The 12,756-nt window shown below is 29.1% G+C and carries 12 protein-coding genes and 1 pseudogene; 12 read left to right on the forward strand and 1 reads right to left on the reverse strand.

All coding sequences use genetic code 11. The features are described from left to right. From Q0F58_RS13555 to Q0F58_RS13610, 12 genes and pseudogenes are all read left to right on the forward strand, one after another. Positions 1–300: pseudogene (locus Q0F58_RS13555) on the forward strand (N-acetylmuramoyl-L-alanine amidase family protein); the annotation flags it as partial. Between the two features lie 441 nt (positions 301–741). Further along, on the forward strand, positions 742–2,172 hold the full coding sequence (gene cls / locus Q0F58_RS13560) for a cardiolipin synthase (RefSeq protein WP_294377499.1): 1,431 nt from the start codon (positions 742–744) through the stop codon (positions 2,170–2,172). Positions 2,173–2,492: 320 nt separating this feature from the next. Next, entirely contained in the window at positions 2,493–2,735 is a 243-nt protein-coding gene (locus tag Q0F58_RS13565; RefSeq protein WP_294377501.1) for a nucleotidyltransferase substrate binding protein, read from the forward strand. Further along, on the forward strand, positions 2,729–2,938 hold the full coding sequence (locus Q0F58_RS13570; protein WP_294377503.1) for an HI0074 family nucleotidyltransferase substrate-binding subunit: 210 nt from the start codon (positions 2,729–2,731) through the stop codon (positions 2,936–2,938). The genes Q0F58_RS13565 and Q0F58_RS13570 overlap by 7 nt, the downstream gene beginning before the upstream one ends. A gap of 3 nt (positions 2,939–2,941) precedes the next feature. Next, the gene (locus Q0F58_RS13575) at positions 2,942–3,166 is read left to right on the forward strand and encodes a nucleotidyltransferase domain-containing protein (RefSeq protein ID WP_294377505.1); all 225 of its coding nucleotides are present in this window, start codon (positions 2,942–2,944) and stop codon (positions 3,164–3,166) included. A 377-nt stretch (positions 3,167–3,543) separates the two neighbouring features. After that, complete coding sequence (aroF, locus tag Q0F58_RS13580; protein ID WP_294377507.1) at positions 3,544–4,557, forward strand: 3-deoxy-7-phosphoheptulonate synthase; 1,014 nt, start codon at positions 3,544–3,546, stop codon at positions 4,555–4,557. Positions 4,558–4,804: 247 nt separating this feature from the next. Then, on the forward strand, positions 4,805–5,857 hold the full coding sequence (gene aroB / locus Q0F58_RS13585; protein ID WP_294377509.1) for a 3-dehydroquinate synthase: 1,053 nt from the start codon (positions 4,805–4,807) through the stop codon (positions 5,855–5,857). A gap of 13 nt (positions 5,858–5,870) precedes the next feature. Then, positions 5,871–7,178: a 3-phosphoshikimate 1-carboxyvinyltransferase gene (gene aroA / locus Q0F58_RS13590; protein WP_294377510.1), complete on the forward strand. Its 1,308-nt coding sequence runs from the start codon at positions 5,871–5,873 to the stop codon at positions 7,176–7,178. Further along, positions 7,156–8,229, forward strand: a complete 1,074-nt coding sequence (aroC, locus tag Q0F58_RS13595) for a chorismate synthase (protein ID WP_294377513.1) — start codon at positions 7,156–7,158, stop codon at positions 8,227–8,229. Before aroA ends, aroC begins: the two co-directional genes overlap by 23 nt. Positions 8,230–8,259: 30 nt before the next feature. Beyond that, positions 8,260–9,420 carry a prephenate dehydratase gene (gene pheA / locus Q0F58_RS13600; RefSeq protein WP_294377515.1) on the forward strand — a complete coding sequence of 387 codons (1,161 nt, stop codon included), beginning with the start codon at positions 8,260–8,262 and terminating at the stop codon, positions 9,418–9,420. Positions 9,421–9,545: 125 nt separating this feature from the next. Beyond that, entirely contained in the window at positions 9,546–10,358 is an 813-nt protein-coding gene (gene aroE / locus Q0F58_RS13605) for a shikimate dehydrogenase (protein ID WP_294377516.1), read from the forward strand. Between the two features lie 87 nt (positions 10,359–10,445). Then, on the forward strand, positions 10,446–10,940 hold the full coding sequence (locus Q0F58_RS13610; RefSeq protein WP_294377517.1) for a shikimate kinase: 495 nt from the start codon (positions 10,446–10,448) through the stop codon (positions 10,938–10,940). A 276-nt stretch (positions 10,941–11,216) separates the two neighbouring features. Here the strand turns inward: Q0F58_RS13610 and Q0F58_RS13615 are convergent, their stop codons facing one another. Further along, a complete protein-coding gene (locus Q0F58_RS13615; RefSeq protein ID WP_294377519.1) occupies positions 11,217–12,101 on the reverse strand; it encodes a LysR family transcriptional regulator in 885 nt (294 codons plus the stop codon). Positions 12,102–12,756: the final 655 nt, after the last annotated feature.

The following is a 12,756-nucleotide window of genomic DNA, read 5'->3' on the forward strand; positions in this document are numbered from 1 at the left end:
ATTAAAGACAATGAAAGATGGTATTATTTAAGCCAGTCTGGAGATATGAAGACAGGATGGCAGTATATAAATGGAGCTTGGTATTATCTTAATGAAGATTCTGATGGATATATGGGAGCTATGAAAACAGGATGGATTTATACTGGAGGCAGATGGTACCTATTAAATCAGTCAGGTGAAATGAAGACAGGCTGGGTTCAGGATAAGGGAAAATGGTATTACTTAAATGAAGATGGTTCTATGGCTGTAAATACAATAGTTGATGGTTATAGCATTGGAGCAGATGGAGTATGGATATAATAATTTTTATATGTGTCAGATAAATTTTAATCTTTCCCAATATTATTTAAATAATTTATAGGACTATGTCATAGAGATTGTAAACTATAAAAAATCTATTATGTTTGTTTTAAAGGAATAATAGATTTTGTAATTACAATCTCTAATGTCATAGTTCTATTTTTATATAATTGAGGATTTTTCAATTTTTTTATGCAACCTTTTTATTAGTTGATTAGTGTATAGGGTGAAAGAGGAAAAAATAAATAAATTCAACAACTAAGAAATAAAAATATTATTAAATGAGCAAATATGAAATTTGCTCAAATGTTTATTGTATAAAATATTTATTAAATGTTCATCTTTAGCATTATTTTAAATTTTAGATATATGATAAAATAAATATTATGAACATATACTAATTACATCTTAGTAAAATAATAATGTGGGAAGGATGAAAACATGGACTTTTTTTATGGAATAGCTATTGGAATTGTAGTACTGAATATATTCTTTTCATTCTCATTAATATTCATAGAAAGAAAAGATCCTACAACTACATGGGCATGGCTTCTTATTTTACTTGTACTTCCAGGACTGGGATTTATAATATATCTGCTTTTTGGACAGAATTTGAGCAGGCAGAAGATTTTCAAAGATAAGATTATATCTGATGAAAAGAAGAGAATGGCAAGTAATCAGGATATTATGGCTTTGTCTAAACATAATGGAGGAGGAAAGTTTGCTGATATTCAAAAAATGAATTTTAATAATTCTGGAGCAAAATATACAGTAAATAATTCTGTAGATGTGTATACCAATGGTGAAGATAAGTTTAAGCAGCTTATAGAAGATATAAGAAATGCAAAAAGTTACATACATGTTGAATATTATATTTTTAAAAAGGATATTTTAGGAAAAAGAGTAATAGAAGAACTAACAAAGAAGGCAGAAGAAGGACTTGAGGTAAGGCTGCTTGTAGATGCTATGGGTTCAAGAATGCTTACAAAAAAAATGTTAAAGAAATACATAGGAGCTGGAGGAAAATTTTCTTTATTCTTCCCAGGAATTCTTCCACATGTCAATACGCGTATTAATTATAGAAATCATAGAAAAATTGTGGTTATTGATGGTATTTATGGATATGTAGGAGGATTTAATGTAGGAAAAGAATATATAAATAGAGATCCTGAATTTGGATTCTGGAGAGATACTCATGTAAGAATTAAAGGTAATGCAGTAGATGATTTAAATGAGAGATTTTTATTGGACTGGTGTTATGCTTCTGAAGAAAAAATAACTGATTATGGAAAATATGCAAACAAGTGCAGAGATAATGATGGAGATGTATGCATGCAGATAGTAACGAGTGGTCCAGACCATAAGGAAGAATACATTAAAAATGCATATATAAAGATAATAAATAATGCTAAGAAAAATGTATATCTGGAAACACCATATTTTGTACCTGATGCACCAGTGCTTGAGGCTTTGAAAATATCAGCATTTTCAGGTGTGGATGTGCGAATTATAATTCCGGGAAAAGCTGATCACTTTTTCATGAAATGGGCTGCAAGTTCATATATCGGAGAACTTCTTGATGCTGGAGTTAAAGTATATATGTACAGAAACGGATTTATTCATGCAAAAACAATTGTATCTGATAGTGGTGTAATGAGCATTGGAACAGCCAATATGGACATAAGAAGTTTTAAATTGAACTTTGAAGTTAATGCTTTTATTTATGATGACAGAGTAGCAATAGATGGAGAAAATCAATTTAGAAAAGATATGGAATTGTCAGAAGAAGTGACAAAAGAAAAATATAATAGCAGAAGCCTCATGCTTAGAATAGAAGAATCACTTATAAGATTGGTTTCACCTATACTTTAAATAATAAATGACTGCAATAATTTTGAGATAAAACTGTCTGATTGAAGATTACAATCACGATATATTTCAATTGACAATGCACAATGGATAATTGACAATGAAGGATGAAATATTTTCAAGATTTCTTTGGTATTTTTGCAGGTGCAGGTATTAAGATAAATTTTAGATGTGATTTTAATATTGCAATATATAAAAAATTATAGTATGGGATATTAGGCTATTTATAAAATACAAAAGATAAAAACATTAGAAAAGAAATTAAAAAGAGATCAAAGAGAACTTTCACGAGAATATGAAATTTTAACTTGAGATGTTTATATTTGATTAAATTTTACATATCAGTAGGATATAATATAAGATATAAATATTATTTAAAAGAGATAAGATGGAAGCAACGATTTGAAAATTTTGAAAAAACATATAAACTACTAGAAAAATATTCTGAACAGACAATAACTAATGAGTTAGAAAAAGCGGGAATAATACAGTTTTTTGAGATGGCATTTGAGCTTGCATGGAAGGTATTAAAAGATTATTTAGAAAGTGAGGGGTATATATGGTAAAGAGCCCTAGAGAAACTATAAAACAAGCATTTCAGATTGGTTTAATAGATAATGGACATATTTGGATTGATGCTTTAGCCGATAGAAATCTTACTACTTATACATATGATGAAGAGCTGGCATCTAAAATGGCTACAGAAATAAATTCAGTTTATTTACCTGAATTAAAAAAGATGTATGATAAATTATCAGAAGAATTGTAAGTTATGTATGGATTGTTGGATAGAGATATAGAATATATGAATAAAGCTTTTAGACATTTTGATGAGATAGAAAAAGTGGTTTTATTTGGAAGCGGGGCTATGGGAAATTACAAAAAAGGGTCAGATGTGGATATTGCTGTGTTTGGAAGAAATATAAGTAATAAAACTATAATTGATAAGATTTGCACAATTGAGTATTTATTGTCAATTGATAAGTGTCTTTGTTGATAAAAAGATATTTAATATATAGTAAAGGTGAAAAAATATTAATATATATTGACAAAAAATAATGATTTGATATAATGAAAAAAAGACTAAACATTACAAAGATTGGAGAAAAACATGGAAAAGGATATTAAAAAAACAGTTATGCAAAAATTTTATAGCTTTTTTTATTTTATGTTCTGGGGCTTTTATTTTAGCGCTGGCTATTTCTTTTGCAAAAAACTGAATAATAATATACCTTTAATGAGTGTTTGAACCATTATATTTTAATTGAAAATCAAAATGAAATTATGCAGAGCTCATTATTGTGGGCTCTATTTTATTTTAAAGTTATAGAAGCCCAAATGATGAAAGATGTAGAAAAAATCAGGAGGCTACACATGATAGTAGTATTAAAGAAAAAAGCAACAAAGGAACAAATTGAAAAGTTAACAAAGCAAATTGAGGCAAAAGGATTAAAAGTAAGTCCTGTAATAGGAACTGAAAAAAGCATATTAGGATTAGTTGGAGATACAACACAAATTGATCCATCAAGCATTGAAGCAAGTGGAATTGTTGAAAGCGTAATGCATGTACAAGAACCATTCAAGAAGGCAAATAGAATGTTTCATCCAGAAGATACAATAGTTGATGTTAATGGAGTAAAGATTGGAGGAAAGAAAATTGCAGTAATAGCAGGTCCTTGTTCTGTTGAAAGTGAAAAGCAGATAGTAAAAATTGCAGAAGAAGTTAAAGAATTAGGTGCAAACTTCTTAAGAGGAGGAGCATTCAAACCAAGAACTTCACCATATGCATTCCAAGGATTAAAATACGAAGGACTTGAATTATTAAAGAAAGCAAAAGAAAAAACAGGACTTCCAATAGTTACAGAATTAATGTCTCCATATGATATTGAAACATTTGTTGAAAATGTAGATGTTATTCAGGTTGGAGCAAGAAACATGCAGAACTTCGATTTATTGAAAGAACTTGGAAAAACTAATAAGCCAATACTTCTAAAAAGAGGTTTATCTGCTACAATAGAAGAGTGGTTAATGTCAGCTGAATACATTATGGCTGGTGGAAATGAGAATGTAATACTTTGTGAAAGAGGTATAAGAACATTTGAAAATTACACAAGAAATACATTAGATTTAAGTGCTGTTCCAGCAGTTAAAAAATTAAGCCATCTTCCTGTAATTATTGATCCAAGTCATGCTACAGGAAAGTACTGGATGGTTGAACCTTTAGCAAAAGCAGCAGTAGCAGTTGGTGCTGATGGTCTTATAATAGAAGTTCATAATGATCCTGCTAATGCATTATGTGATGGACCACAATCAATCAAACCAAAGAAATTTGCTAAATTAATGGAAGAACTTAAACCTATTGCAGCTGCAGTTGGAAGAGAAATTTAAATGATTGGTAGTAACTGTTAATTGCAATACATATATGCTGCAGCAGTATATAAAATTAAAAGTATAAATTTAATTTTAGATTATACATTTTTATAGTAATTTTGTTGCAGCATATGTTTTTTGAAATATATATGTTCTAATAATAAAAATAAATAATCAAAGAAATCTTGCAGGGATTTTATCATTCATTGTACATTGTCAATTGTACATTGTTAATTGAAGAATATAATCAGGAGGAGAGTGTATTATGGAAGATTTAATAGTTGATTTAGGTGAAAGAAGTTATCCTATAAAGATAAAAAGAGGATTACTTAACGAAGTCGGAACTGAAATAAAGAAAGTATTTAAAGGTAAAAAGATATTTATACTGACAGATAAGAATGTAAATTTACATTATGGAGATAAAGTTAAAAACAATTTAATTAATGAAGGATATGATGTCAGATTAATGGCTTTGGAACCAGGTGAAGAAACTAAATCTTTCAATACACTTCCTTCTGTATATAATGAATTTCTAGATTTCAAACTTACAAGAAGTGATCTTGTAATAACTCTTGGAGGAGGAGTTATTGGAGATTTAGGAGGATTTGCAGCATCTACTTTTTTAAGAGGGGTTGCTTTTGTACAGATACCTACATCTATTCTTGCACAGGTAGACAGCAGTGTTGGTGGAAAAGTTGCAGTAGATTTAGATAAAGGAAAAAATCTTGTTGGAAGTTTTTATCATCCAAAGCTTGTATTAATAGATCCAGATGTATTGGAAACTTTAGATGATAGATTTTATAGAGATGGATTAGCTGAAGTCATTAAATATGGATGTATAAAGGATAGAGAATTTTTCTATTTCTTAAAGAGTTTAAAGACAAAAGAAGAAGTTATGAACAACATAGAAAAAATAATCCACAAATGCTGCTATATTAAAAAATGTGTTGTGGAAAATGATGAAAGAGATACAGGCGAAAGAATGCTATTGAATTTTGGACATACTTTAGGCCATGCAATTGAAGCATATTACAATTATAAAAAGTTCAGTCATGGTGAGGCTGTTGCAATAGGAATGTATCTCATAAGCAGGATTTCAGAAGAAAAGGGACTGACTGAAAAAGGTGTTGCTGAAGATATAAAGGAAATATTGATTCAGTATGGTCTTCCATATGAAGTTCAGATTGATGAAAAATCAAAAATTATTGAAACAATATCATTAGATAAGAAAAACATTGATAATGTCCTAAAGGTTGTATTACTTGAATCTATAGGAAAATCATTTTTGGAAAAAACTAATGTGAAATTTTTTGAATAGGTGAGGTGCAGCAATGGGCAATTATAAAGTTTATCCTGGCAAATTAAAGGGAGATGTAAAAATACCACCATCAAAGAGTATGGCACATAGAGCAGTAATATGTGCAGCACTTAGTGACGGGGTATGTAAAGTGACTAATATAGATTATTCTGATGACATAATAGCTACAATAGAAGCTATGAAATCATTAGGAGCTGTTATAACTAAAAAAGACGATTATCTTGAGGTTATAGGTGTAAAGTCACCAGACAATAAAGTAAATGATAATATAGATTCAGAAAGGACTATAGACTGTAATGAATCAGGTTCTACTCTTAGATTTTTGGTGCCTATAGCAGCCTTATTTGAAGGAGTTAACAGATTTGTAGGCAGGGGAAATCTAGGAAAAAGACCTTTAAACACATATTATGAAATTTTTGATGAACAGGGAATAAAATATTCATATAAGGAAGGAATTCTTGATTTAAAGACAGAAGGAAAGTTGAAAGCTGGAGAGTTTAAGGTAAAAGGAAATATAAGCTCACAGTTCATAACAGGTCTATTATTTACACTTCCTCTTTTAGAAGGTGATTCTAAAATAGTAATAACTACAGAAATGGAATCAAAGGGATATATAGATTTGACTTTAAGTGCTATTAAGGATTTTGGTGTTGAAATAATAAATAATAATTATGAAGAGTTTATAATTAAAGGAAATCAAACATATACAGCTAGAGATTATAGAGTTGAAGGTGATTATTCACAGGCTGCATTTTTCCTTTGTGGTGATGCTCTTTCTAATGAAGTTGTTGTAAATGATCTTAAACTCGATTCACTTCAAGGAGATAAGGAAGTAATTGATATTCTTCAAAGAATGGGAGTTAAGATTGAAGAAAAAAATGCAGGACTTATTGGAACTGTAGAGGGACAATTAAAGTCCACAGTAGTAGATGGTTCTCAATGTCCAGATATTATTCCAGTTGTTTCACTTGCAGCTGCATTATGTGATGGAACTACTGAAATAATTAATTCAGGAAGACTTAGAATAAAGGAATGTGACAGACTAGCAGCCGTTACATCAGAACTTAACAAACTTGGAGCAAAAATAACTGAAAAAGAAGATGGACTTATAATAGAAGGTGTTTCAAAACTTAAGGGAGGATGTACAGTATGGAGTCATAAAGACCATAGAATAGCAATGACACTTGCAATTGCATCAACAGTATGTGAAGAACCTATAATAATAGAAGATTATGAATGTGTTTCGAAATCTTATCCAGAATTCTGGAAAGACTTTAAGAATCTAGGAGGTGTATTTGATGAGTGGAATGTGGGGAAATAAATTAAAAGTATCTATATTTGGAGAATCTCATGGAGCAGGAATAGGAATTACAATTGATGGACTTCCATCTGGGATTGAAATAGATATGGAAGAAGTTTTGAAGGAAATGGCAAGAAGAGCTCCAGGGAAGAGCAAACTCTCTACTGCAAGAAAAGAAGGAGATAAACCAGAGATATTGAGTGGATTCTTTGAAGGAAAAACTACAGGTACACCTTTGTGTGCAGTTATAAGAAATAGTGACCAGCATTCAAAGGATTATGGAAAATTAAAAGATTTGATGAGACCTGGCCATGCTGATTATCCTGGATTTATAAGATATGGCGGATTTAATGATTACAGAGGGGGAGGACATTTTTCAGGAAGAATAACAGCACCTTTAGTATTTGCAGGAGCAGTATGTAAACAGGTTCTTCAAGAAAGAGGAATTACTATTGGAGCTCATGTAAAGAGCATAGGAAAAGTATATGATAAAAGTTTTGCAGAAACAGAACTTACAAAAGAACTTTTAGACAGTTTAAAAGTAAATGAGCTTCCATTATTATGCTCTGAAAAAGAACAGGACATGAGAAATACTGTTCTTGAAGCAAGAAATGACTGCGATTCTGTTGGAGGTACAATAGAATGTGCAGTAATAGGAATAGATGCAGGAATAGGAAATCCATTTTTTGATTCAGTTGAATCAACTTTAGCTCATTTGATGTTTTCAGTTCCAGCAGTAAAGGGAATTGAATTTGGAAAAGGATTTGAAATGAGTGAATTAAGAGGTTCAGAATGTAATGATGAATATTATTATGAAGGTGATAAGGTAAAGACTTACACAAATAATAATGGCGGTATTACAGGAGGAATAACAAATGGAATGCCTATATTGTTTAAGGTAGGAATAAAGCCAACACCATCAATAGCTAAAAAACAGAGAACTATTGATATATCAGAAAAGAAAAATGCTGAGCTCATAATTGAAGGAAGACATGATCCATGTATAGTTCAAAGAGCTGTGCCAGTTATTGAGGCAGCTGCAGCAATTGGAATTTTAGATTTGGTTTTATAAAGAATAAGTAAAAGGAGAGAAAAAAGCAAAATGGCAGATTTAGATGACTATAGAGTTCGAATTGATGAGATAGACAGAGAGATTACAAGGTTATTTGAAGAAAGAATGGATGTAGTTCTTAATGTAGCAAAATATAAGATTGATAACGGACTTCCAATATTTCATAGAGATAGAGAAGAACAGGTTATTGAAAAAAATGCAGGATATTTAAAGAACAAGGATTATACTGAAGAATTAAAGGAATTCTATACATATCTAATGGAAGTTTCTAGACATCTTCAGAACAGAAAATTTCAAGAAGCAGAAAAGAATGGCAGTATTGAAGAAGTAAAGAAAACAAAGAGAAAGAAAACAAAGAAATATGATCCAGATAAAAAGGTAGGCTTTTTTGGAGTTTCAGGTTCATTTACAGAAGAGGGAATGATGAAATTTTTTGGAGATGTTAAGAATCCAAAAGCTTATGATGAATTTGAAGATGTATTTATGGCAGTAAAAAATGATGAAATAGATTATGGAGTAGTACCTATTGAAAATTCTTCAACAGGTGCAATTGCACAAGTTTATGATCTTTTATATAAATATGATTTTTATATTGTGGGAGAACAGTGTGTAAGAGTTGAACAGAACATTGTTGGAATTAAAGGGACTACTTTAGATGATGTAAAAGAAGTTTATTCACATCCACAGCCATTTGCACAAAGCACAGAATTTTTAAAGTGTCATCCTGAATGGAAGCTTATACCGTTTCATAGTACATCAGTGAGTGCAAAACTTGTTAGTGATCTTAAGGAAAAATCAAAAGTTGCAATAGCAAGTAAAAGAGCAGCTGAAATTTATAATCTTGATGTAATAAAGGAAAACATAAATAACCAGAGTCAAAATACAACAAGATTTATAATAATCTCAAAGAACTTAGAATCAGATGAAACATGTGATAAAGTCAGCGTTGTTTTTTCAATTGATGATAAAGCAGGAACTTTATATAAATTAATAAGTCATTTTGCAGAAAATAATATAAATATGATCAAGATAGAATCAAGACCAATGGAAGAAGGAACATGGAATTATTTCTTGTATGTTGATTTTGATGGAAATATTGATAGCCCTGAAGTTATAACTGCTTTGGATCTGATAAAACAGAACAGCACATATTTTAAACTTCTTGGAGGATATAAGAAAAATCTAATTTAATTTTTAATTTAAGCAATAAGCAGAATTTATAATTATCAATCATATGAATTAAAGCATATGTTTTCAGTATCTTTATAATGAGAATAACATATGCTGATTGGTAATTTGAAAGGTGGGGTAGTAACATGGATTTTTATGGAGTTTTAGGAGAAAAGCTTCCTCATAGTATATCACCAGAAATACATGAGAAAATTTTTGAATTATTGAATATTAAAGGTGCATATAAAATATTTGAAGTAGATAAGGAAGACTTAAGTAAAGTAAGTGATTCATTAAAGGTATTAAAGATAAAAGGAACAAATGTCACTATACCATACAAACAGGATATAATGAAATATCTTGATTTTATATCAGAAGAAGCAGAAAAGATAGGTGCAGTGAATACAATTTATCTTAAGGATGGAAAATTATCTGGATATAATACTGATTATTTTGGATTTGGAACAATAATAGACAGAAATGATGTCAAGGTAAAAGATGAAACAGCTATGGTACTTGGAACAGGAGGAGCTTCTAAAGCAGTTGTTACATATCTTTTGGATAAAGGAATAAAAAAATTGTATCTTGTTTCAAGAAATGAAAAATCTAAATCAGATTATAATGATGCAAGAGTTGAATATACCACTTATGAAAAGATAAAAAATATTAAAGGTGAAATATTAGTAAATACAACTCCAGTTGGAATGTATCCTAAATCAGGAGTGAGTCTTGTAGATGAAGAAATAGTAAATAACTTTAATACATTGATAGATATTATTTATAATCCTAGAATGACTGAATTCTTACAGATTGGACAGAAACTTAATAAAAAAATCTGCGGAGGTCTTGAAATGCTTGTTGGTCAAGCTGTTAAGGCTGAAGAAATATGGCAGGAAATGAATATTGGAAATGATGTTCTTGAAAAAGTTTATGAATGTATAAATGAGCAGTTTCAATAGGAAAAAGTTGATAGTTATATAATGGAGGATATTTCCCGAGAAATATGAATCTGATTTTTCAACTGAAAACAGTTTGGGGTGATAATTTTGAAAAAGAAAATAATACTAATAGGTATGCCTGGATGTGGAAAGACTACCATAGGAAGAATTTTGAGTGAGCAGCTAAACTTAAAATTTTATGATATGGATGATTACATACAAGAATCAACTGGAAAAACAGTTGCGGAGCTATTTGAAAAAGGTGAAGATAATTTTAGAGATGCTGAAACTGAGGCATGCAGAGACCTTATAAAAAAAGAAAATGTTCTTATATCTACAGGCGGCGGTGTTATAAAAAGAAAAGAAAATGTAGATATATTAAAAAATGATTCTATAATAATATTTTTAGACAGGCCAGTAGAGAAGATTATTGGAGATGTTGATGTTTCAAAACGTCCTCTTCTTAAGGATGGCAAAGAAAAAGTGTTGGTTTTATATAAAGAAAGATATGAATTATATAAAAAAGCAGCAGATAAAATAGTTGTAAATGACAGCACTATAGATGATGTTATTGAAAATGTCAAAAAAATAGTAAATATTTAATGATGAAAAGAGAAATACAGCTTATCATAATGATTTATGAAGGGCTGTATTTTTTTATAATTGAGGATTTTTCATATTAGTGTAAATACAAAACTCAACTTAACATATAGTATATCTCAAATAACTGTAGACACTATATCTTGAACTAAATCATATAAAATTATAATTATGAAATATCCACAATTGACAGTGGACAATAATGAGAAAATTCCTACAAGAAGTGATTTTTATAAGATTGACAATTGATAATTAAGGATAAAATTTTCAATTTTTAAATTACTTAAGATTATTATCAATAACAAACTGTTTAAATACCTTTACTGAAGGAATTGAATATCGGTTTTTTAATGATGCCATATAGATACAACGTTCATATTCTATATCAGATATATGAATTGTTTTTACATCAAAATTTTTTAAAAGTGATATATTAGGAAGAATTGCAATACCATAATTGATGGATACAAGTCCAGCAACAGCTGTATCTTCTTCAACTTCACAAATTATATTTGGTTTTATGCCTGCCTGTGAAAATATATTATCAATTATAGGACGTATACCGCTTTCCTTATTAAAATATACAAATGGATATTTTTCAGTTTCTTTAAGGGTTACTGTATCTTTACATGCTAAGGGGTGATTCTTTGAAACTACTAAAACTAATTCCTGTTTTATTAAAGGAAAGAAGTCTATATCTGCTTCATTTTCAACAAAAGAGCAGAATCCTAAGTCGTATTTTTCTTCTTTCAGACCATTTATTATATTTGTAGTGTTGTCCTGCCCAAAAGTAAATGTTATGTTTTTATGTGCATCATCTTTGAAAAAATCATTGATGGTATTTGGAATAAATTCTGCACCTAAAGTATAGATAAAAGCCAGATCTACTTTTCCTTTTGAAGGGTCAAGAAGGTTTTTTAATTTAGTTTCTCCAATTTCAAGTTGATTAAGAGCTTCATCAACATATTTCAAAAAGAATTTTCCGGACTTTGTTAATTTTATATTTCGTCCCTGTTTTTCAAAAAGATAAGTATCCAATTCATTTTCTAAATTTGCAATGGCATTGCTTAGACTGGGCTGTGTTATTGAAAGTATTGATGCAGCCTGAGTATAATGTTCAACTTTAGCTAAAACTCTAAAATAATTGAGATGATTTAAATTCATATGCATTTAATCCTTTCATTGTTTATTTCAATTGACAATTGACAATGGACAATTGACAATGTAGGATGAAATCTTTCTAAGATTCCTTTGATTTTTATTTTTATATACCTTAAATAAATTTCTAATGTGATTTCGATTTTGCAGCATATATAATTATTTAAAACAAATAAATACTATATATTTTGAATGGATATTTACTACATTACATTATGAAACATACACAATTAGAGATTGTAATAAAAAGTAATTGATATAGTAAAAATACTTTCTATTATTAAAGTATTAACATAAATACAAGAAAATATATGTCGAAATATATCGCACAAGATAATATATTATCATTATTTATAGATTAAATCTATAGATAATTCTAAAAATATGAATTGGATTAATAAATTACGCCATATTAAAATAGATACATAGATGTAAAAAAATGAATTTAAAGAAATAAGGAAGTATCATAAAAATTAAACTATATATTGCAATGTATAATTAACAATGGATGATGAAATCTTTTCAAGATTTCTTTGAGTGTTATGTAGTTTTATTATTAAAACATATTATAATATGAGATAAATTTCAGATGTAATATTAATTTTGTAATATATAAATTATAATGTTTAGTATTTTAGTTTGAAAAATAGTACTGAGTATT

This window comes from uncultured Clostridium sp. (genome assembly GCF_934754915.1).
Lineage (GTDB): Bacteria > Bacillota > Clostridia > Clostridiales > Clostridiaceae > Clostridium.

Coding starts and splice junctions, on each gene's coding strand:
- aroE (WP_294377516.1), top strand. CDS start 9,546: ATGGATTTTTATGGAGTTTTAGGAGAAAAGCTTCCTCATAGTATATCA.
- Q0F58_RS13615 (WP_294377519.1), bottom strand. CDS start 12,101: ATGAATTTAAATCATCTCAATTATTTTAGAGTTTTAGCTAAAGTTGAA.
- pheA (WP_294377515.1), top strand. CDS start 8,260: ATGGCAGATTTAGATGACTATAGAGTTCGAATTGATGAGATAGACAGA.
- cls (WP_294377499.1), top strand. CDS start 742: ATGGACTTTTTTTATGGAATAGCTATTGGAATTGTAGTACTGAATATA.
- aroF (WP_294377507.1), top strand. CDS start 3,544: ATGATAGTAGTATTAAAGAAAAAAGCAACAAAGGAACAAATTGAAAAG.
- Q0F58_RS13570 (WP_294377503.1), top strand. CDS start 2,729: ATGGTAAAGAGCCCTAGAGAAACTATAAAACAAGCATTTCAGATTGGT.
- aroB (WP_294377509.1), top strand. CDS start 4,805: ATGGAAGATTTAATAGTTGATTTAGGTGAAAGAAGTTATCCTATAAAG.
- Q0F58_RS13575 (WP_294377505.1), top strand. CDS start 2,942: ATGTATGGATTGTTGGATAGAGATATAGAATATATGAATAAAGCTTTT.
- aroA (WP_294377510.1), top strand. CDS start 5,871: ATGGGCAATTATAAAGTTTATCCTGGCAAATTAAAGGGAGATGTAAAA.
- aroC (WP_294377513.1), top strand. CDS start 7,156: ATGAGTGGAATGTGGGGAAATAAATTAAAAGTATCTATATTTGGAGAA.